This is a genomic window from Vibrio chemaguriensis (assembly GCF_012275705.1).
GTDB classification, from domain to species: domain Bacteria; phylum Pseudomonadota; class Gammaproteobacteria; order Enterobacterales; family Vibrionaceae; genus Vibrio; species Vibrio diabolicus.
This window is the reverse complement of record NZ_SHOE01000007.1, coordinates 1-22,581: the sequence shown is the minus strand read 5'-3', so window position 1 is coordinate 22,581 and position 22,581 is coordinate 1. Positions and strand designations below refer to the sequence as shown.

The following is a 22,581-nucleotide window of genomic DNA, read 5'->3' as shown; positions in this document are numbered from 1 at the left end:
CGTTTAACGTACGCTTTTTTTGATGGCTTCTAAGTAGGCGCGTTGCGCTTCTTCGCTAGAAAGCAGCAAGAAGTTCGGAGCCGACAAACCATAGAACTTATTGATGTCGCTCGCGCCAGAGGCTTCTTTCGAGAGCAAACTGCCAGAGCTCAACAAGTACTTGGCGTACAAATCAGGTGCTTCTTGCAGTAACTCGCGTGCCAGTTTTGTCTCTAACCCTTCGCCTTCTAATCGGTTGAGTTGTTCTGCAATGCTTTTGGCCACGATGGCGTAAAGCGATGCTGAAGAGGCAATGCCCTTCGCAGCCATGGCTTCTACAATCGCTGCAATATCCAGTTGTAATGTGATGGTGGTAAACATCTGACCGAGCGCCAATTCATTGTCGACTTTGATGCGCTGGTCGAGCAGTTCATCGCAATTCACAGGAGTTGTTCCTGCGCCGTGTTTTTGGGCAGCATGCTCTGTTGCGAAGTTGAAGCGCTCTGGCCAAATTCGCGCCGCGTCGTTGTCTTTCATTGCGAGCGTCATTTTGCCCTGTTGATCAAATGCAACGATGGCGTTTTGCTGGTTGGACTCCAATGCGATGCCATAACGAAGCCACAAGGTAAGGTGTACTTGGCATAATAAGTCGACGTAATCTTGGAACCACGCCAGCGTATCTTGTTGATAGTACTGCTCCGCCAAATGTTCTAAGAACAAGCGGTCGTCAGGCATTGGGCTTGCCAGTGCGGCAACCGGAACTAACGCTTTATCTTCGCAATGAGTAAGTGGGTACTCACGTACGATGTACGCGAAGGTTTTATCCTCGCCGACGTGTCCACCGTGTTTTTCGTTGCAATGGAACAAGCGACTGTTTAAGTCGGCGTCCGTTTGTTCAAGGTGGCTGAGTAGGCGTTCAAACCAGTGGCCGTCATACAGTGTTGAAGGCTTGATTAAGCGAATGTTTTTCGTGCCTAGCGATCGCATGATCAGCGGAACTTTGATGTGAATGTGCGGTGCGTCGTTGACGACCACAGTACGAACGGAAAGCGTTGGCGTCACGTCTAGGCACGTAAACGGCGCTTCTATCATGCCTTCGGGTAAGGCTTCTAAAGAGCGAAGGGTTAGCGGATGCGCAGGGAACAGTACGTGGTTCAGTGCAAAATCAGCAGGAAGCCCCACTTGATCCATTGTTGGCCAGCAATCAGGTTGTTCGCTGGTTAATGTCACCAGTGATTTTTCAATCGCAATCCAATGCAGAGCAAAGCTTTGTGCGAACTCGGGCGCGTACTTAGCAAGGTCTTCATCGCTCAGACCAAACTTCGCACGCGCAGTTGGATAGTACGGATGGTCAAGGTAAGAAGCGATCTGGTCGGCTAGCAGCAGCTTTTTATGCCAGGAACCAAGCTCGGATATTGGTTGAGAAATGTGGTCTGCGTGATGATGAAACGCTTGGTCACACAGCGCTTTGTGTTTCTCTGCGCATCCCAGTTCTTGAAGGTACCCCGCCAACAATTCGTGAGAGCTCTCATGCGCCAGTGTCGTTAGTAGCGCAATCCACTCTTTGTAATGTTGTTGATGCTCGACTTGGCCATTTTTCTCCACCCACCAACCTTGCGGTGTTTCGTCATTGGCGTGACCGTAGCGCCAGTGCTGCATGTAATACGTTGGCGCAACGGGTAAATACAACGTGAAATCAGAGTTGGCAAATATCAGCCAGACTTGCTCGTCTTGAGGAACAATTACCCCTTTTGGCGCGTCGCTACTGAACTTGGCTTTTGACAAAATGCCAAACATATCTTCGCGTAAGCAAGTGTCGATCAATCGTTTCGTTAGATACAAAGCGTTGTCATTCATGCTGCCACCTCGCGAGTCGGAGCTAGATCGAAATTGCTAAGCGCGTTCTGCAGCGCTTGGTCGAGGTTTCGCCCTGATGGTGAGACAATCGAAATTCGGGCGAGATAATCCTTATTGGAATAACTCTGTTGGAAGTGTTCTCCAGCGGTTTTTAGTACCTGTTGCTGGGTGATGATATCGTCATCGTGTTGGATGAAGGAGGTCGAATCTCCATCAATCACACCGCTGTGCTCCGCAACTACGTAGTGCACGTGAGCTGAACCATGAATTTGGTAATCGCCGTCCAATCTTCGGCCTAAATGCAGACCTAAAATCGTGCTAAACCAACCGAAGTGAGCGAGATTGTTGAGCAAGAATTCGCGACCATCTCCAATGCTGCGGTAGTTAATTTCCACTAGGACTGGGCCGTTTTCAGTGATAATAAATTCGCTGTGGCAAACACCAAAACCAACGCCAAACGCTTTCAGTTGAGCCACGCAAGCTTCTCGGTGAACAATGCCGTTTGGTCCGTTCCAGTCTGCGGCCGTTTCAATAAAGTAAGGCGGCTCTGAGAGCGACACATCAAAGCCGCCCACGGCGATAAGGCGCTCACCATCTCCTAAAGTTTCTAGCGTAACCAACGGCCCTTGAAGGAAATGCTCCACCAGAATGGCGGCGTTTGGGTGTTTTTGCCAAAACGCATCGCAGTATGCGTCGAGCTCGCTTTGGGAGTCACAGCGCTGCACATCTAAACTTGCCACGCCTTCTTTGGGTTTTGCCACGACAGGAAAGGCCATGCCTAATGCCACATTCGAATGGCGGTGCAGCAAACAGCTTTGTATGTTGGGTAGGGCTTTTTCATTTAACACTTGTCGAGTTAAGTGTTTGTTTTTGGCCTTTAACGTGACAGACCAATCTTTGGATGGGAGGCCAAAAAATTGCGCGCAGATGGCGGTGGAAGTTTGTAAGTGATCACTATTGCTGAAAATAGCGTCTGGCTTTAATTCATGCTCCGTGATGGTTTCGATGAGTTCTAATGGGTTGAAGACATCACATTCTAGAATGGTATCCGGATTAAAGTGACTATCACGACTCGCCAGCTCTAAATGGCTGAGCTTATGGTCGGTGATAAGAACGACGTGAAGGTCCATCGCTTTAGCTGCAGGCACGAAGCCGTGAGTGACTGCATCGTTAACGACATGACTTACGATAATCATCGTAGATTTCATGAGCTTTCCTAATTTTCTAACATTTTCTTCTAACGTTGATAAAGTCGCTCACGGTCGTCTTCCAATGTGCCTCTCGCAAGACGGAGGGCAGAAGTTTTAGTGTTTATTGTTATTATGTTTGGTTTTTTTTGTTGTTAGTTGTGTTTTTAGGGTAAATAAATATAGAGCATAAAATTAATATTGCAAATAGAAATAATATTTGTTCTTATTTCCATCCGTTGGCTTTATAACAACTAAACGGAATTATGGAATGAATAAATTATTGACCCTGACCCCCTTGGCGGTCGCGATTGGTTCTTCACTAGTAGCACCAAGCGCAGTGGCTTCAGAAGAGACGAACTCAACCTCATCAGCAACTGAAACGATTCAAGTCTTCGGGCATCAGTACGAAGGTTATGCTGAACACATGCCTCAATCAGGCACCAAAACTGACGTGGAATGGCTTGATGTGCCACAAGCAGTATCCGTAGTAACGAAAACAGAAATGCAAGACCGAGGCGCGGTGCGCTTAGTGGATGCGCTAGATGGGGTAGCCGGGGTCAATAACACCTTGGGCGAAGGCAGCCGCGATCAGTTCATGATCCGTGGTTTTGATTCACTCAACGATATGTACCGTGATGGCTTGCGAGATGACGGTACGTTGCAGTCTTACCGCAGCTTAGCAAACGTTGAACGCGTTGAAATTGTGAAAGGCCCTGCGGGTGCTTTGTATGGCCGTGGTTCTGCTGGGGGCATCATCAACTTGGTGACGAAACGCGCTAACGGTGAGGATTTTACTCACGTAAACGGCAGTGTAGGCAGCAACAACCAGTATGTTGGTCAGGTCGACAGCTCAATGGCGTTTTCAGATAAGGTCAACGGGCGTATTAACTTGGAATACCGTCAAGCCGACTCGTACGTTGATCATGTTGATTCAAACGATTTCTTCATTGCACCGACCATTCGTGTGTTACCAGCGGATGGTCACACCATTGATATTGAAGTGGAATACGCCCATCAAGAACTAGTGCCATATCGTGGTGTGCCATCAAAAAATGGCAAGCCAGTTGATTTGCCAGTAAGCACTTACTTTGGCGGCACAAACGACTATCAGGAGTCAGACAGTCTCCGTATTGCGGTGGATTACGAATGGCGTCTGAATGATCAATGGGTATGGAACAACCGAGCGGCGTTCAACCATATCGAACTTGAGCAAAAAGGCACGCGTCAGGGCAAAGTGACGGGTAATGAAGTGTCTCAAACCGTCAACAACTTTGGTTACGATCCGCGTACTACGACCACTTTACAATCTGAGTTGGTTTGGGAAACCAGGGACAATCAATTGATGGTGGGTGCAGATTTCAACCAGATCGATATCGACCTAACGTTGGCAAGTGACAAAACGCTTCCTCCGCAAAACATCTACGACCCAGTCGTTGGTCCAACGCCTGATCCGGGCTTTAAGCCATTTCGTGACAATACCACCACCACGACAGGTTTGTATGTGCAAGACGTCTATACGTGGGGTGACCTTTCTTTGATCGGTAACGTGCGTTACGACTCGATGGAGCTAGAACAACAAAAAGCGGGCTCAGATAAGGAAAAATTGGATGATGACAAAGTCAGCTACCGTGCTGGTTTGGTATACCGCATCAATTACGACACATCCGTTTACGCCAGTTTAGCGCGCTCTTGGCAGTTACCGTACGCAGGCATCTACATCAATCCAAAGTTGGCGGAATTCTTCCATACCGACTTAAAAGAGGTGGGGGCGAAAGCGTACCTTTTGGATAACGCATTAATGTTGAATGCGGCACTGTTCCAGATTGATCAAGAGCAACCACAAACTAACGTGGACGGTGATGTGATCGACAAAATTGAAGTGCGTCACCAAGGCATTGAATTAGAGGCTCGCGGCCAAATCACTAAACAGTGGGACATCTCTGTGGGTTACAGCTACTTAGACGCGGAAGACAAAGCCACAGGCAAAAAGCCGAACGATGTATCAGACCACTTGTTCTCTCTTTGGAGCACTTACCAATTGGATGACAACTGGCGTTTAGGCGGTGGTGTGAAGTACGTGGGCGACCGTTACGCAGGTAACGACGAAGCCGTCGCACTTGGCGATTACACAACGGTGGATTTGATGGCGGCGTACACCACTGGTCGTCACAAAATCCAAGCGAACGCTTACAACATTTTGGATGAGAAATACATTCTTGGCGCAACAAACGGCACGTCTGGCTTAAACCAGATTGGCTACGGCGCACCAGCCGAGTTCATGCTCAGCTACGGATATCAGTTCTAGGCTTTTTGTGCGTAGTTAGCGCCTGTTAGCCAATTTTTACCTCATATTGAGGATGTTTAGCCCCGAGAGCCTACGGGATGTATTCTGCCCGAGGCTCAATTTCTCGCAAAGGAGACCTTAATGTCTTACCAGAATTTGGATGGTAAAGTGCGTGTACGTGCTGGTTTGTCTACCACTTACAGTGTGCTCGCGATTGCTATCGCTTCTGCCACCTCCATGAGCGCAGTTGCCGCTCCTGCCGCAAAAAACGAAACCACCGTGATGGAAACGGTGGTTGTCACTGGCAGCGTGATTGGCAACTCTGACATTGAAGACGTCAAAGAGTACCCAGGTGCTCGTACCGTCATTACCCGTGATCAAATTGAGAAAACCGCAGCGGGTTCGATTGATAATGCGTTACAGCGCGTTCCGGGTATTAAAGTTCAGGATGAAAGCGGAACGGGCGTATTGCCTAACATTTCCGTACGTGGTTTGAAAGCAAGCCGCAGTGGTCATGCGCAGTTCTTGATGGATGGTGTGCCGCTAACGCTCGCGCCTTACGGTCATACTGGTCAGTCTATCTTCCCAGCAACGCTGTCGATGCTTGATCGTATTGACATTGTACGCGGCGGTGCCGCAGTGCAGTACGGTCCAAACAACGTCGGTGGTGTGATCAACCTAGTGACCAAACCGATTCCACACACGTGGCAAACGGAAATCAGTAACCGCCTTACCGTGTTTGATGGCGGTGATGCGCCGCTGAATGATTTTTACCTACGCACGGGCGGTTGGTTAAGCGACACATTCGCGCTGCAGTTGGAGGGTAACTTCCTAAAAGGCGAAAGCTTCCGTGAACATTCCGATACGGACGTGAAGAACTTTCAAGCTAAAGCACAGTGGCTATTGAGTGATACTCAAGAGATTCAAGCATTCCTGCAACGTTACGATGCTGAAACGCAAATGCCGGGCGCACTTTCGCCACAAGATTACGAGCAAGATCGTCATCAATCGAAACGTCATTACGATGATTATGAAGGTAAGTCGACGCGCTGGAGTGTTAAGTACATCCACGATTTGCCATTTGCCGACAGTGCCGAGCTAGAAGTGCTAACGTTTGGTCATAAGTCAGAGCGTCTTTTCAAGTGGGGCTTTAACAGCGCGGGTGGCCATTGGGCGGATCCGGCTTTGCCTTCTACGAAAGTAAGTACTTCACCACGAGAGTTCCGTGTTTATGGTATCGAACCTAAGCTTGCTGTTTTTGTTGATGGAGGTGCCATTACGCAAAACTGGATTATAGGGACTCGTTACATTAATGAAGACATTCAATATAAAGTGACACAAACACCAGTGTCAGGCGGAGCCACAAATGTACCGCGAAACTGGCACCTTGATACCGATGCGTACGCAGGATATGTGAGCAACGAAGTCGGGTTGTTTAATGGTGCGTTAAAAGTCACGCCCGGACTTCGTTATGAATTTGTTGATATGTCCTATAAAGATTTGGGCAGCGGGCAAGAATCTGGAAACAAGGTGACTGAATTATTGCCTGGTGTGACGATCGCATATAACTGGAATGAACAATGGCTGAGCTATGCCAATGCGCAGAAATCTCTTCGCGTTCCTCAGCTTGTTAATGTTCGAGGGGTCGGTAAGGAAAGCAGTGAGTTGGCTTGGAACTACGAACTTGGCGTTCGGTATGTTCAAGATTCAACAAGCTTCAATGCAGCTTTGTATCGCATTGACTTTAAGGATCAGTTGCAGTGGCGGAGTGCGACAAATACGTCTGAAAATATAGGTAGAACCCTTCACCAAGGTTTAGAGCTTTCTGCTCGTTACGTGCCTGAAGCACTACCTGCACTGAGTTTAGGCGCAAGCTATAACTATCTAGACGCTACGCTTGAAGAAGAAGGTGAGAATAAAGGTAATCAACTGCCTTACACCTCTAAGCATCAGCTTGGTTGGGATGCAACCTACGCATTTTACGGCATGGACACCACGCTATCGGGCTTCTACTTCAGTGATTCGTATACCGATAACGCCAACACCAGTGCCGAAGACGCAATAGGTGAAACGGGCAAAGTGCCGTCTTACATGGTGTGGAACTTCAATTTAGGCACGGATTTATACAAAGACGACAAAGGCAAGTTGCGCATGAATGTTGCAGTAAACAACTTGTTTGACGAGGAGTATTACTTCCGTGGGATTGATACCAGCCCAGTTGGTCGATACCCAGCTCCGGGACGCTCTTACACGCTGGATCTGAACTATCAGTTTTAAGCGTTTCGTTCACCGAGTTTGAAAAGAAAAGTCGCCAATTTACCTTGGCGACTTTGCCGATCTTAGGTACTGGAAAACTCTTAGCACTGGAAAAGCAAGATGAAAAATAAAAAACAATTTACGATCAAACACTTTTCAACCGTTTTGCTGATGCTACTGAGCTCAGCTTTGATGTCATTTAGCGCATTGTCTCAGGCGCGCAGCGTGCAAGATGAGCAAGGCATTTTTGAGCTAGAAGCGATACCTCAACGTATTGTGGTTTTGGAGTTTTCGTTTGTGGACGCTCTGGCGGCCGTCGATGTCTCACCAGTAGGCGTTGCCGATGACAACGATGCCACACGAGTCATCCCTGCTGTTCGTGACAAGATCGAACCTTGGCAATCGGTCGGCATGCGCTCACAACCGAGTTTAGAGGCGATTGCGGTGCTCAAGCCTGATTTGATCATTGCCGATGCCGAACGCCATCGTGCTATTTATCAGGATTTGCAGCGAATTGCGCCAACCTTGCTGTTAAAAAGCCGTGGAGAGACATATCAAGAAAACCTCGAATCTGCACAGAAAATCGGGGTTGCGATTGGCAAGCAAGCGCAAATGACGCAACGCATTGAGCAGCACAAACAGACCATGGCAGAGTTTAAACAGCATTTTGCGACACAAGAAACCATTCAGTTTGGTGTGGTTTCCGACAAAGGGATGTGGCTGCATAGTCCGGTTTCTTACGCTGGTGGCGTTTTGAGCACACTAGGCATCCAAAGCCCGCTGGCTCCATCTGAGCGCAATGCGTATATCCCAACCAGCTTCGAACTTTTACTAAAAACCAACCCTGATTGGTTGCTGGTTGGACTTTACTCTCAACCAAATATCGTGGATGAATGGCGCAAAAATCCATTGTTTAAGCTGCTAACTGCGGTGAAAAAACAGCAACTGGTCGAAGTCTCTCCGGAACTGTGGTCATTGAATCGCGGCATGTTGGCAGCGGAAGAAATTGCCCGCAACCTTGAAGCGTTATTGGGGCGCTCATGAGTGCGTCGATAATCTCGGATAGCCCGTCTTCGGTTAGCAAATCGCATTGGAAAGCGAGCTTGTTTGTCTGTGCTATGGCGTTGTGTACGCTGTCAGGCTATACCGCCTCAATGATTGGCTGGTCTAACTTTTCCTTGAGTGTTAATGATCTGACAAGCTATTGGTTTGCGTTTGATGAGGGCAATATGCTGCATCAAATCCTCGCGACGCTGCGTGCGCCTCGTGCCTATGCTGGGTTATTAATTGGCGCTTCGCTTGCGGTATCCGGAGTGCTGATGCAAGGATTAACTCGTAACCCTTTGGCGTCGCCATCCATTCTCGGCATTAATGCTGGTGCGGCGTGTTTTATGGCCTTGGCGTCCATCAGCGTACCATTCTTTAGTCAATTAAACCCAATCATCAATGCGGTATTCGGCGCGCTACTAAGTGGTGGTGCGGTCATGTTGTTGGGCGGTTTTTTCTCCGCACGTTCTCACCCATTGCGTTTAGTGCTAGCGGGCATTGCCATCAGTGCACTGCTGATAGGGTTAACTCGTGCGTCGGTAATTTTGGCGGATGACATGGCTTACAGCGTGTTGCATTGGTTAACGGGTTCACTCTCCGCGGTAGATTCTGAGCAGTGGCAGCAACTGTGGCCTTTTGCGACTTTAGGTTTGGTGCTCGCCATGGGCTTAGCGCGAAACTTAAATTTACTCGCGTTGGGGGACGAAGTTGCTGTTGGGCTAGGTGGTAACATTCGTCTTACGCGATTTATCAGTGGTTTATCGGTTGTGCTGTTGGCAGGAACTAGCGTAGCGATTGCTGGGCCAATTGGCTTTGTCGGGTTGTTAGTGCCGCACTTGGTGCGCCCGATTGTTGGTCACAACTATCACATTCTCATTCCGGTTTCCGCCTTGTGTGGCGCGGCATTGGTGACGTGGTCAGATGCTTTATCACGCGCGATTGCTTTTCCGGCTGAAACGCCAGTGGGCGTGATTACCGCGCTGTTGGGCACACCTTGCTTTATCGCGATTGCAATGAGGAAATCATCATGATGAATCAAACCAAACTGTTTGCATTAGTTGGATTGTTGCTGATTGCGTCTTCTCTCACGCTGTTTGTTGGCGCGGCGAACATGTCGGTTCAACAGGTTTTTGCATTACTGTTTTCTTTCTCTGACTCGGACTTTGTGATTCACCAATATCGATTACCGAGAATGTTGCTCGCCATTGGCGTGGGCGCTGGGTTGGGGCTGTCAGGCGTTTTAGTGCAAGGCGTCATCCGTAATCCACTTGCCTCACCAGATTTAATGGGGATAAGCGCCGGAGCAGGACTGGCGGCTACCGCTTGGTTGGTGCTGTATCCGAATGCGCCGGTGGCAATGTTGCCGATGGTCGCCATGGCGGGAGGCTTGCTTGCCGCAGGCTTTATTGCAGTGTTGGCTTATTGGTCGAAGCCAACACCTGCGCGTTTGGCGCTGATTGGTGTTGCTGTCAGCGCATTTTTAGCCAGCGGTATCGACTTTCTTCTGATTGTGCACCCTATTGAAATCAACACGGCGATGGTCTGGCTAACGGGCAGTTTGTGGGGACGAAACTGGCAACAAGTGCCGTTTATTTGGAGTGCTCTATTGCTGCTACTGCCATTGGCGTTTTGGTTGGCATGGCGGTTAGATGTGATGGGACTGGGAGAAGAAAGCGCCACTACACTTGGCACGAAACCAAGACAGATCCAAATTCTTGCGCTGATTGCTGCGGTACTGCTGGCGAGCATCAGCGTGTCTGTGGCAGGTACAATAAGCTTTGTTGGCCTGCTTGCGCCGCATCTTGCGCGTTTGCTGTTTGGCCACAATCACAAGTTGTTGATTCCTGCCGCTGCAACCCTTGGCGCTTTGTTGGTGATTTGCGCCGATGGTCTAGCGAGAGGCTTACAGCCACCAATTGAACTACCAGCGGGTGTGCTGACTTCTGTTATTGGCGCACCATATTTCATTTTTCTTTTGTATCGTTATCGAGGTTGGTAAGCATGTTACGAACGCAGAACTTATCCGTCGCGTACGGCAAACAGACCATCATTCCAGATCTCTCTTTGTCGATTCCTCAAGGTAAAATTACCGCGCTAGTTGGCCCAAATGGTTGCGGTAAATCGACACTATTAAAAACCTTGGTACGCATCAATAAACCAGCTTCTGGCCAAGTGTTGTATGACGACAAACCACTAAGCAGCTACGGTGATAAACGCTTGGCACGCTCGTTGTCTTTGCTGCCGCAGATTCTTGTCAGTCCTGAAGGTATTACAGTCAGAAAACTGGTCGAATATGGCCGCTCGCCTTATCTCTCTCATTGGGGCCGGTTAAGTCAGCAAGACAAAGCCTTAGTCGAGCAAGCAATGCAAGATACTGGCGTGATTGAGTTTGCTGACAAGCCAGTTGAATCGCTGTCTGGCGGTCAAAGGCAAAGGGCGTGGATTGCGATGGTAATGGCGCAAGATACCGACGTAGTGATGCTTGATGAGCCAACCACTTACTTGGATCTCTCTCACCAAGTTGAGCTGATGAAACTTATGAGGCAGATGAACGACAAAGGCAAAACTGTAGTGGTAGTGCTGCACGATCTAAACCAAGCGTGCCGTTACTGCGATCATTTGGTGGTGTTGGAAAAAGGTCAGTTAGTCACGCAGGGAACGCCGCAAGAGGTACTGACAGAAGGCATGTTGGCATCGGTGTTTGATTTACAAGCGAGAGTATTTAACGATCCAATCTCAGGCACGCCGATGTGTGTGGCGGTGTAGGTCTTACGTCTTTCGAAAGCTATCTGCAATAAAAGCGTCGAGCCATAAAAATAAACCCCGCTAGTTATACATTTGCTAGCGGGGTTTGTTGTTTTTAAGTGCGTTCCTAGCGTGGCGTTTAAGCCAGTTTAAACGTCGCTACTTTCGAGTTGAGATCCTCGGCTTGTGATTTCAGCTCAGCAGATTGATTCATCGATTCTTCGGCACCAACCACCAAGTGATCAGTCACATCTTTAATTGACGTGACGTTTTGTGTGATTTCATTGGTTACGTGCGTTTGCTCTTCGGCTGCGGTCGCGATTTGCGTTGCCATATCGCTGATCAACGCAACGGCCGCGTTGATTTCATCCAGAGCCAGTGCTGCGCGATCGGCATCTTCCACTGATCCTTGGGCAAGTTGAGAGCTTGTATCCATGATGGTCACAGCGCGTTGTGTGGTCTGTTGCAAAGTCTCGATCGTCGAGCGAATTTCTTCGGTTGAGGTGTGTGTGCGTTGTGATAGCACACGAACCTCGTCTGCAACAACGGCAAAACCGCGACCTTGTTCACCTGCACGCGCCGCTTCAATCGCCGCATTCAGAGCAAGTAGGTTGGTTTGCTCTGCGATGTCTCGAATCGTTGATAGTACTGTAGAGATGTCTTGCGCGTGCTGGTTGAGCTCGCCGATGACAACGCTCGCTTGGTTGACTTCAGAAGACAAATTATTGATGGACGATTTGGAGTTGATCACCAACTCATGACCATTTTGTGTGCTCGCTGAAGAGTCTTGAGCGGCTTTAGCCGTCTGCTCTGCATGTGCTGCAATCTCTTGCGTTGCCGATGCCATTTCAGTCACAGCGGTCGCCACCATAGTGATTTCTTGTTGCTGATGGTTCAGATCGGAAACCGATTGATTCGCGCGAGTCGTGCTCAGCTCCGATTGTTGGCTCAGTTCTTCCGCTTGGTGACGAATGTGGCCAATAAGTTGCTGCAAACTTTCAACGAACTGGTTGAAGTTTTCAGCCAGTTCACCAACTTCGTCATGGTTTTCTACTTTGATGCGTTGAGTCAGGTCGCCGCTACCGTTGGCGATTTGCGCGAGCGCATTCGAAACATTGTAGAGCGGACGGAACAAGATGTTACATAGCAGGTTAAACAAAGCCACACAGATAACGACGACGATAGTGGTTGCGATGATTTGATCCCAAACAGCATCGTAAAGTGGGGCAACCAACGAGTTTTGATCTAACACTGTGACCGTTGTGAGTTTGGTGCCCTCAATATGGCGCGCGTAAACCACATATTCGGTGTTGTTAATCGAGACACGACGCTCTGTGCCGGAACGTGCGGCAGAGGTAATATCGCTGTTGTTTAGGCCTAGCTTGCTAACAGGTTGGTTCAGCAGCTTACCGTCGTTATGGGTGAAAATATTGCCCTGTTCATTGGCAATAAACATATAGCCTTCACCCGGTAGGATCACTTGGTTGAGGCTGTTTAAAATATCTCCAATTTCGACATCTGCACCCAGAACGACGGCTTGACCATGTAGTTGCAGTGCTTTACCAAGCGACACGACGTTGGCCCCCGTGGCCGCTGCGACGGTTGGGTTATCCATAAAGACTTTCGATGGATTGGCAATGGCGTTGGTGTACCAACCCCACTTGCGTGGGTCGTTATTACCTGGTGGCAAAACCACCCCATTAGCGTTGTCTTGTGAGCCGTCTGGGTAAGCGAGAAAGACGTTATCAAACGCGCCAGAGTCTCGGACTTGTTTCAAGTGCGTAACTAGAGAACGCTTTTCTGAATCGGAAGAGAGTGACGTCAGTGCTCGCTCTTTTGAGAGTAACCAGTCCTTTACGTATTGATTGTAAGATGCGCTGGTGCTTTCTAGTCGTTGCGCGACTTCGACATCCAGTCTGTTTAATGAATCTCGAAAAGACAGCCCTTCTACCAGCACTCCCCCGAGAATGATGGCAGCACTGGCAGAGATCGCCAGTTTGTTTTTTAATGATAGATTTTTGAACATAAAGCGAATAATAGATCTTTGAATAATAGTTGTTGTGTTTTTATTCTCATCAGGACTCACCGAGCCGTTGAATATGCAGCAGAAAGTCAGATTCGAATCTGTTCAATAATTATATTTTATTGCTCAAAATAAATACTGACTCCATGTCGCGATTTTGAGTTTTACATCAAATAAGAAAAAGGCTTTTAAGCTGTGTTATTTATCTATTTGTAAAGTAAGGATTTGTCTATTTTTGTAAATGATAATTAATTTCATTGAAAGGTGATTTATGTCACGTTTGAGTAGTAAATAATCCATTAAAAATGTGAAGGTCATGGAACGAGGATTATATTGATCGGCTTAATCATTGTTATGGGCAATAGTTATGCGCAGTATATTGTTAGTCCCCGCGTTATTACTGTCAGGGTGTGCTCTGACACAACAATCGACGCCGATTCAGCCTGACGCCAACTGGCATGTCGACCAGTTATCGAACGGTATGAAATACCATCTTTACCCAACAAAAGACCAAGAAGTATCGGTCCGTTTGGTTCTGAATGTCGGCTCATTCCAAGAAGAAACCAATCAAAAAGGTTACGCTCACTTTGTTGAGCACATGGCGTTTAATGGCAGCACGCATTTTACCGGCAACGACGTTGTTAAACTTTTCGAGCAATCTGGTGGTAGCTTTGGTGCCGATATCAACGCCTTTACCACTTATCAGCAAACTTCTTACCAACTTGATCTTGCCAATAATACAAAGCTGGAAGATGCCCTGAAGTGGATGAGAGATATCGGAAACGGACTTCAGTTTGCTCCTGAACAAGTAGAGAAAGAAAAAGGGGTGATTCTTGGTGAATGGCGACGTGCTAACCCGGATGATAAGTCCTTTTCTATGCATGCTTATCAAGCGTCGATTGAAGGCACTATGTATGGTGAACACGACCCAATTGGTACTCGCGAAGCGATTCAAAATGCCTCATCAAGCAAGCTAAAAGCGTTTTACGACAAGTGGTACCAACCACAAAATGCCGAGTTGGTTGTGACCGGTAATATCGACGTGGATTCACTGTCCAATATTATCAAAAACAAATTCTCGAACTGGGAAAGCACCTCGGATACCGTAATAGAGAAGCGCCGCGATATTCGAGTGAATAACCAAAACCGAATCTTGCCAAGTAACACGATGGAATCACCAAGCCTTCATTTAGTGATTGAGCGTGGTCTAAGTGGCAGCACTACGATTGAACAGCAGCATCAAGTGTGGCGTGATGAAGTCGCAACACAGCTAATTCAACAACGTCTGATTCGTGTACTTAATGATGCTGCTGAACCTTTTCAGTATGCTTATGCCCAGCCTTACTATTCCAACTACCAGCGCATGATGTCGGCAGGTATTTCGTTTGGGCCTGAGCGTCGTGAACAAATGCATCAAACTTTCATCAGCACGTTGGCGTCACTGAGAGATTATGGTGCGACCCAATCTGAGTTAGAGAGCATCATGTCAAATTGGCAAGGTGAGCTCGCAAATATTGATTCAGACTGGGACCAGCGTAAGCCAAACAGTTATGCAGAAGCGCGCGTTTTCCAAATTGACCAAGGCAGTGTGAGTCAATCAAAAGAGAGTTACGCCCAGAGTTTGTCTGAATTCATCAACAACGAGAATCTAGAGAGCATTAACACGCAATTGAATGCCTTGTTGTCTGAGCAACCAATCTTTGTGGTTGGGTTGGGGAAAAGTGAAACGTCAGCTCAGTTCAATGATGTATTTACCGAACTATACAGTGCCTACCTCCAAACTGGCGAAAAACCGTTAGAGATGTATGACAAAGTGGATGGATTCTTACAGCCTACTCAAGAAGGTACCATCACCAGCATGCGTCAGGAAGCGGGAGGCTTTCAAGTTTATACGCTATCAAACGGTGTCGAAGTGTGGTTCCAAAAAGATGCCAAAGCGGGTGGCCGAGCTTATATTTACTATGCTAGCCAAGGCGGTAAAGCCGCCGTTGATCCAGCGTTATATGCTGCGTATGAAATCGCTGCAACGACGGCGATACGCAGTGGGTTAGGGGCATTTTCTGGTTCAGAGTTAGACAGTTACTTACGCAAAAATAACATTGCGCTTAGCGCGATTCTTGATGCGACCAGTCACGGCTCACAAATTACTGCGCCAACAACGCATTTAACTTACGCATTGAATGGGTTGTACAACCTAGCGACGGAGATCAAAGTTGACGAGCGCCAGATGATGGCAGCGAAGCAAGAGTTTAAACAGCAGAGTGGCGCTTTTTTTGAATCGCCGATGGGAAAACTGATTCAAAAAGCAAACGGTAATTCTTATTTGCCGGGTAGTCGTCATCGTATAGTGTCCAGTCACGATGTGGAGCAAGTGACTTCCGAGCAAATATTGGCGGTGCATGAGCAACTTTTCAAAACCAATGATGGTTTTAAGATGGTTATTGTGGCAAATGTCGAGCCGGAAGAAATTACGCCACTCTTGCGTAAGTATGTGGCCTCCATCGAGATGAAACCGGGTCGTTCGATTGATTACCATGTTGCGTTCAACACCGACGTGCCGGCGCGAACAGTCGTTGCGGATGGTCATGAACCTTCATCGTTGTACGTAATGCGTTTGACTAACACGAACGATTACCAACGTACGGCAAGGGACACGGTTATCGAAGACATTTTGCAACGTATCAGTAATGCGCGTGTTTTGGATATTGTGCGAGAAGAGTCTAGTCTTGATTACAGCCCAAATATTTACACTGTGACGCAAGATCGCGAACCAATCTCTGATTGGCTCTTGGAATCTCAAGTTGAGCCCGAAGACGTGGCAGTTTTAGATAGCAAGTTAGGCAAAATGTTTGATGACTTAGCTTCGAACATCACGCAAAAAGAAGTGGATACGGCAGCGAAGCAATTGGCAGTAGCGATGCAAGGATTAGATGATAACCCTGCTCAGCGTGCATGGTCGTATACTCGCTACTTAGTGCATGATTACGGCGTCGATGTGTTACTTGACGTTGAGAAAGCGGCTAAGAGTGTGACATTAGAAGAAGTGAAAGCGCATGCGAGAGCAGCTTTTGGTCCACAAGCAAAGCGCTCGGTGGTGATTTTAAACCCGGCCGAATAACCACTGTAGCTTCTGACGAAGCTCGTGTCTCTAGTAATAAAAAAGACGGCGTGAAAGCCGTCTTTTTTATGCACTTTAACCAAAGAGTTTATGCTGATTTACGCGCAGGTCGCTTTTCATTGTTGGTATTGTTTTCTTTCGTGCTGGCGTTTTCTTGAGCCTTTCCTTTCAGTGTCACCACTTCTTTTTCAGGTAATTCGGCCGCTTCACCAAAGAATTTACCACCAGGTTCGATGCTGAGGTTATTACTCCAGATCCTCCCACTTACACGTCCCTTGGCAAGTACTTGAATGTGTTCTGCGTGACAGTTACCATCCATCATACCATTGATGATCAGTTGCTTAGCGTAGATCTCACCGTTTACTCGGCCGCTTTCTGCAACGACGAGAGTGCCTTCTACATTAATTTGACCATCGACGATGCCATCAATCTGGACATCGTTTTCTACTTTGAGTTCTCCGCTAACAGCACAGCCTTTGGCGATGAGAGTTGAAGCTGCTGAGCTACTCGTTGTTCCACGGTTTTGATTAAAGATTCCCATCGTATTCTTCGCTCCTTAGTAAAAATGTCTTCGAAATCATTGAGGCTCCAATCGACAAATGGCTTCGGATTCAGTGCTCGCCCAACAAAACGCACCTCGTAGTGAAGGTGAGGGCCAGAAGAGAGCCCACTGTTGCCGGAAATTGCAATCAGTTGCCCTTTTTTGACGAACTGACCGCTTTTAACTTTGAACTTTTTCAAGTGCGAATAAGAACTCGAAAAACCGAAAGAATGTTGCAGCCTGAGGAAGTTACCAGAGCCTTTATTGCTGCGGCGGGTGACTTCCACAACCCCATCTGCTGGGGCATAAACCTTAGTACCGGTATTCACGGCAAAATCGAGCCCGCGATGCATCTTAGCGACTTTTGTCACCGGATGAATGCGCTTACCGAAGCGAGAAGAGAGCCGCGCTTTACCGACCGGAGACCCGCTTGGTATTTGGTTTAACAACACCATGCGAACGTTCGACGTAATCGCCGCCGCATCAAGTCGGGCATCCAAATTATCCGTGGTAGTATGCTCTCCAACTCCAAGGACTTTCTCTAACTCTCCCAAACGCTCCGAAACAAGTTGTACTCGCTCTTCTCTCTCTGAGAGATCACTTTCCAGCTCGGATTTTAATGCTTTCAGTGTGCTGAGCTCTTCACCCATAGTGCGCGAATGTTCTGTCAATTCAGCTTGTTTTAACGCGGCATTATCGACGCGAGTGTACAAGTGATGAATTAAGATCGCGGTTGCGGCCAGAGCAATGACAAAAAAGCATAAAAACGTCTTTAGATTGCGTTGCATCCTTTTACTGAAGTACCAATGTCTGGAGCCATTGATGGTTGATATAGAGATCGTCAACTGGTCTTTCATCGTCTTCTACTGCTCGTATCTGGTATACGTCTCGTCACTGAGTTAATGGGAATGTAAGGAAAACGAACGGGGACCGCTAGAGGCAAATTGGAAAGAAGTGTCAGGCCGTGAGGCGTTTTCAGATATTAGATAAAAGACTCAATAAAGATTTAATATCCTAGCGCTTTTGGTCGTAGTTACTCCAAATCGCTTTATTGAACTGAAGATTTTGATTTGTAAGGTGGTTATCCGAGAAATTAGATTGTGAATATTGCCAATAGCATCCTCACGCAATTCAACTTACTTCACGGTTTACCTTATAAATGTTGGATAATTTATCAAACCGACATTCATTATATCGATAACTTGTTTATGATAGCGGTCGATATAAAAGTGCTATTCAAAGGCTTTAAACCTAAGCGTGATATTTCGCTTAGGAACACATAACTATGACAACGGAGTTGGTCGTGAAAAAACTACTATTGGCTACAGCAGTGGTCGCAGCTGCAGGGGGCGCTGGCTACCTGTACCAAAACAATACTACCCCGAGTGATTCAGCATCACTACTTTCGCAAGTTCCTGCGGATTCGCTCATGGTGACGTATCAGACGGAACCTTTTAATCATTATAAATACATGAATGCATTTGGCACGGCTAACCAAGGCTCGATTGCTGAACTTTTTGCCGATGAACCACTTTCTCCACAGCAACAGTTTGCCGTTAACTTGTTTGATGGATATCTGGAGAGCGCTGCATCGCCAGAAACGTTAAAAGCCTACTTGGGTACCGGAGAAAACATTAATCCTGTGTTGTACACAATCGGTATGGTACCAGTGTACAAATTGAAGATTGAAGACCCTGCCGCGTTATGGAAAACATTGGATCACGAAGAGCAGATGAGCGGTGCTAAGCACGAGCTGGTTAAACTTGGTGAAGTGGAGTTTCGTCGTTACGAGATGACAGATTCGGTTGACCCGCAAGATGGCATTGGCTTGGTTGTTGCCGTGGTTGACAACGTACTTACGTTAACGGTTGATATTCCGCAACTGGGTGTTCAAAACCCGCTTAAAATGGCATTGGGACTTGAGTCACCAAGTCAAAACATTGCGGAGAGTGGACGCCTAGCGGCGTTGCAGGCTAAATACGGCGAAAACAATAACTCTTTCGGTTACGTTGATCACCGTGAATTGGTTAAAGGTTTGACGACGAAAGATGGCAATATCTTTGCGCGTCAAGTCAGCATGCTGGATGCCATTGATCCTGAGCCGACTATTCAGGAGATGCGTTCACCAGCCTGTCATACTGAACTTACTCAAGTTGCAGAAAACTGGCCTCAGTCCGTCGCATTTGCGGAATACAAGTTGAAAGGCGAGCAGGCATTCATTAAAGGTGCTTTTGTTGTTGAATCGAAAAATAAAGTGATTCTAGATGCGCTTAAGTCGATTCGTGGCGTTTTGGCAGAATCGAACAATGATAAGAGCTTCTTTAGCATGGCGCTTGGTTTAGACATTAATACGCTAGCGCCATCGATTGGTCAGATTTGGAGCGACTTGACTCAGCCTCAGTACCAATGTTCTTTATTGACTCAAATGCAGCAAGAGATGGGGGGCCAAAACCCAGCCGCAGCCGTGAGCATGGGCTCCGGCATGGTTAACGGCCTGAAAGGATTAAGCCTGCAAATGTTTGATATCCACGTTGACACTAATGCTCAGCACGGTGAAGTATTTAGCCAGCTAGATGGTATGTTGTCTCTATCTGCCAATGATCCAATGATGCTGATTCAAACCGCGCAAATGTTTGTCCCTGAACTTGCTCAATTACAAATTCAGCCGGATAACCAGCCAGTTAATGTCAGTGACCTGCTAGAAATGCACACAGGCTTGAAGATGGATGTGTTTGCTCGCTTAAACGAAAACCATTTTACGCTCTACAGTGGTGAGAATGCCGAAGACGCGAGCAAAGAAGTGATGGCACAACCACTTTCTCCAAATGGCTTGTTCAGTTTTGACTTCGATTCAGAACGCATTTTGGAAGTGTTGGAAAGTGCGTCAGCCGTGACTGGTGAGCCGTTACCTGATGATGTTATGAAAAGCTTACAAGGCGAGCTTGTTGGTGGTATGACGATGGATGTAACAGATCAAGGTATTGGTTTTGAGTTTGATTACCGTGGTGCGACCAAACCCGTGACGGTTGCACAGCAGTAAAACATCGAGTAGAAAAAGGCGGCGCAGTGCCGCCTTTATTTCATCGTCGAACTCAGGTTTGTTTACCATCGAGTCGGACGTTCATCAAGACTATGACTGCAACCAAACAGGGTTACTCCAGGCCGTGCTGCCGTCTTTATCTTCGACTTCTAAACTTATCCATCCCTCTGCGTCGCTAGGTATAGGTAGCGACAGCTCTATGCGTTGAGTATCAACTTTCGGGTTAATCGTTAGGGTATTCAGCACGTTGCCGCCTTTACCGATCAATCGAATTTCTTTTAGACCATCGGCTGCAACGACGTGGATGTCCCACGTATCGCCAGCTGTTGCTGTTTCACCAAACATAATGTTTTGCGGATAAAGAATAGGGCCTTGTGTTGCGTAGCCATGGCCGGCTTTAAGTGCTTGCGCAAACTTCGACGGCGTTAGCTCGCCATCGACTCTTGCCATCATTCGAATCTGCCCCGTGAGTTGGTTCCACGCATCGTGGGTGTCGGTTCCCGCCGTAAAGTACATTGCTTCACCTTGATCCCAGAGTTTATGCGCTTTCTTCAACGTTGGTTCATTGTCTACGCGCGCATTAAGCTCCATAAGGTCGAAGCGATCCGTTTTACCACCAGGGACTGCATTTTTAGCGATGTTCGTAAAGTAGCCATAATCGTTGTATGGATGGTTCATCGGTACGACTTCAGCCCCCATCTCATGTACGGCGTCAAGTAACGTGTGAACGTCAGCAGTGCCAGGATCGACCTTTAGCTCGGCGCCATTATCGATAGGAAATGGGTTCATATGTCCCCATGATGGCGAAACTTCGATCGACGGGATGAAAGGCACGCCACGTTTCGCAGATAGTTCTGCAAACTTCTGGTGGTTAATGGTTGAGTCATGATCGCTAATGAAAGTCAGGTCAAGATCCGTTGCCAACTGAGCGCGCACAACAATTTCTGGCGGAGTAACGCCTTCCAACACGTTGCCATGATGGTGTAAATCTGCGCCATACCAATGCTGACGGTTAGGAAACGTCACTTGAGGCACTTCTACTCGTTGCTTCGTCGTTTTACCGGATGTTAGGGTTACGTCTAATGTTTGGGTTTTAGCTGTAAAGCCTCCACCAGAGTTGATACCTAATTTGTATTGACCGGGTGCCAGTTTTAGCTCCGCATGACCTGCAGGCAGCAGATCGGTAAAGAAGGTGCGTTTACCCAAAAATTCAACCGGTGGCGCTTGACCTTCAAGGATGGTGATTCTCGCATCTTTGGCCAGACCTGATGTTGCCTCTTCAACTTGAAGTGAGAGAGTTGCTGGGCGTTTTAGCGACGTAAAATCGAGTGTTTGCTCGCTATTTCTCGCCACTTGAATCGATTGCAGCTCGCTGTTTGCGTGACCAGTCGCTGTGCCGTAGATTTGGTACTCACCCTCAGGCAGCGCCATGCTGTACTGGCCATCTTTGGCCAATGTCCAGGCATAGGGTTGTCCTTCTTTTTCGATCATCACGATAGCATCTTCAGGAACACGACCATTATCTGCACGTAATTGGCCGTTGATGGTGCCTGTCGCTTGTCCTAGTCGGTCAGCTTCTGCCTTGACAATGGGGGCCATGTCTCCATTTGGAACCACTTGTAATCGGGATTGGAAAGTGCGGCTTTCACCTGCTTTCAAGGTATGTCCTAGGTACATGTCACGACCATTGTATTTGACGCGATCAAAATAAGGAGCATGAAGTGCAAAGGCCCAGTCTCGATCATAAGCGACCATGCGATCGGCGAGGGCATTGTCGGCCATGGATTCTTCTTTCCCTTCCAACCCCGGCACGGCAAATTGGTAGCCAGTGTCTGGCCAAATGGTGTGCCCTGATTCTAACGCGAGATCTTTTTTACCTTGGTTGGTCATGACCGTTTTAAGCGCAATTGAGTCAGATCCAGAAGCGAGCGTATACCACGTTGTGATATCAACGTTATCGAAGTTGCGGCTCACTTTGATGACCGCTTTATTGTCGCTGTCTTCGATAATTTCAATGGACTTGCGATCATTCGGCCATGCGGACCAGCTGTTAGGAATGAAGTCAGCAAAGGCAACCCGGTCAAGGTCTACTTTGCCATTCTTTACTGCTGCCAAATCGACCAATGTTCCTCGCGGTACGCCCCATGGTGGTGCTGATTCAACAGCGAGAGCGAAGGCGACATGTTCGTTTTGAACGGTAATGTCTTGAGCGTGTGTTGCTTCGCCATCGGGGATCGTGGTCTTTCCTTGTGTGATACTCACTCCCGCATTCGCTGAAGTTCCAAGCAAAAGGCCAGAGATTAAAGTTGCCACTGCACTTTTTGAAAAATTATGCATGAAGACACTTCCTTTTTTTCATGATTTATTATGTGAGTTGTCGATGGCATTGTGCGTTAACTTGATTAGACGTTCAATTAAAAAAGCTGTCTCTTATACACATCTCAAAAAAAAAATATCACATAGACACATCTCCGAGCCCACGATACTAAAGCGAATAACAC

14 protein-coding genes are annotated in these 22,581 nt (G+C 47.6%); 8 read left to right on the top strand and 6 right to left on the bottom strand.

Features of this window, described 5'->3' with window-relative positions; all coding sequences use genetic code 11:
• Positions 1-3: 3 nt before the first annotated feature.
• The gene (locus EX191_RS08425) at positions 4-1,836 is read right to left on the bottom strand and encodes an IucA/IucC family protein (protein ID WP_193447547.1); all 1,833 of its coding nucleotides are present in this window, start codon (positions 1,834-1,836) and stop codon (positions 4-6) included.
• Positions 1,833-3,044 carry an ATP-grasp domain-containing protein gene (locus EX191_RS08420; RefSeq protein WP_193447546.1) on the bottom strand — a complete coding sequence of 404 codons (1,212 nt, stop codon included), beginning with the start codon at positions 3,042-3,044 and terminating at the stop codon, positions 1,833-1,835. Before EX191_RS08420 ends, EX191_RS08425 begins: the two co-directional genes overlap by 4 nt.
• A 250-nt stretch (positions 3,045-3,294) precedes the next feature.
• Here EX191_RS08420 and EX191_RS08415 point away from each other — a divergent pair, with 250 nt between their 5' ends.
• The 6 genes from EX191_RS08415 to fecE all read left to right on the top strand — a co-directional run bounded on the left by EX191_RS08415 (position 3,295) and on the right by fecE (position 11,379).
• Complete coding sequence (locus tag EX191_RS08415) at positions 3,295-5,331, top strand: TonB-dependent receptor (protein WP_193447545.1); 2,037 nt, start codon at positions 3,295-3,297, stop codon at positions 5,329-5,331.
• A 120-nt stretch (positions 5,332-5,451) separates the two neighbouring features.
• A complete protein-coding gene (locus tag EX191_RS08410; RefSeq protein ID WP_193447544.1) occupies positions 5,452-7,587 on the top strand; it encodes a TonB-dependent receptor family protein in 2,136 nt (711 codons plus the stop codon).
• Between the two features lie 99 nt (positions 7,588-7,686).
• Entirely contained in the window at positions 7,687-8,610 is a 924-nt protein-coding gene (locus tag EX191_RS08405; RefSeq protein WP_193447543.1) for a Fe(3+) dicitrate ABC transporter substrate-binding protein FecB, read from the top strand.
• A 74-nt stretch (positions 8,611-8,684) separates the two neighbouring features.
• On the top strand, positions 8,685-9,644 hold the full coding sequence (locus EX191_RS08400; RefSeq protein WP_374045184.1) for a FecCD family ABC transporter permease: 960 nt from the start codon (positions 8,685-8,687) through the stop codon (positions 9,642-9,644).
• A complete protein-coding gene (locus tag EX191_RS08395) occupies positions 9,641-10,612 on the top strand; it encodes a FecCD family ABC transporter permease (RefSeq protein WP_193447541.1) in 972 nt (323 codons plus the stop codon). The genes EX191_RS08400 and EX191_RS08395 overlap by 4 nt, the downstream gene beginning before the upstream one ends.
• A 2-nt stretch (positions 10,613-10,614) precedes the next feature.
• A complete protein-coding gene (gene fecE, locus EX191_RS08390; RefSeq protein WP_005374717.1) occupies positions 10,615-11,379 on the top strand; it encodes a Fe(3+) dicitrate ABC transporter ATP-binding protein FecE in 765 nt (254 codons plus the stop codon).
• A 118-nt stretch (positions 11,380-11,497) separates the two neighbouring features.
• Here the strand turns inward: fecE and EX191_RS08385 are convergent, their stop codons facing one another.
• Positions 11,498-13,384 carry a methyl-accepting chemotaxis protein gene (locus tag EX191_RS08385; RefSeq protein WP_193447540.1) on the bottom strand — a complete coding sequence of 629 codons (1,887 nt, stop codon included), beginning with the start codon at positions 13,382-13,384 and terminating at the stop codon, positions 11,498-11,500.
• A gap of 364 nt (positions 13,385-13,748) precedes the next feature.
• On the opposite strand from EX191_RS08385, the gene EX191_RS08380 reads away from it, so the two are divergent.
• Positions 13,749-16,499 carry a M16 family metallopeptidase gene (locus EX191_RS08380; RefSeq protein ID WP_193447539.1) on the top strand — a complete coding sequence of 917 codons (2,751 nt, stop codon included), beginning with the start codon at positions 13,749-13,751 and terminating at the stop codon, positions 16,497-16,499.
• Between the two features lie 88 nt (positions 16,500-16,587).
• Here EX191_RS08380 and EX191_RS08375 read toward each other — a convergent pair whose 3' ends face one another.
• Both EX191_RS08375 and EX191_RS08370 read right to left on the bottom strand, forming a co-directional pair.
• Positions 16,588-17,040 (bottom strand): bactofilin family protein, encoded by a 453-nt coding sequence (locus EX191_RS08375; protein WP_080619267.1) that lies wholly within the window; start codon positions 17,038-17,040, stop codon positions 16,588-16,590.
• The gene (locus EX191_RS08370; RefSeq protein ID WP_005395595.1) at positions 16,944-17,897 is read right to left on the bottom strand and encodes a M23 family metallopeptidase; all 954 of its coding nucleotides are present in this window, start codon (positions 17,895-17,897) and stop codon (positions 16,944-16,946) included. The genes EX191_RS08375 and EX191_RS08370 overlap by 97 nt, the downstream gene beginning before the upstream one ends.
• 428 nt (positions 17,898-18,325) lie before the next feature.
• On the opposite strand from EX191_RS08370, the gene EX191_RS08365 reads away from it, so the two are divergent.
• Positions 18,326-20,080 carry a hypothetical protein gene (locus EX191_RS08365; RefSeq protein WP_193447538.1) on the top strand — a complete coding sequence of 585 codons (1,755 nt, stop codon included), beginning with the start codon at positions 18,326-18,328 and terminating at the stop codon, positions 20,078-20,080.
• Positions 20,081-20,170: 90 nt separating this feature from the next.
• Here EX191_RS08365 and EX191_RS08360 read toward each other — a convergent pair whose 3' ends face one another.
• Entirely contained in the window at positions 20,171-22,417 is a 2,247-nt protein-coding gene (locus EX191_RS08360) for a CehA/McbA family metallohydrolase (RefSeq protein ID WP_193447537.1), read from the bottom strand.
• Between the last annotated feature and the right edge of the window lie 164 nt (positions 22,418-22,581).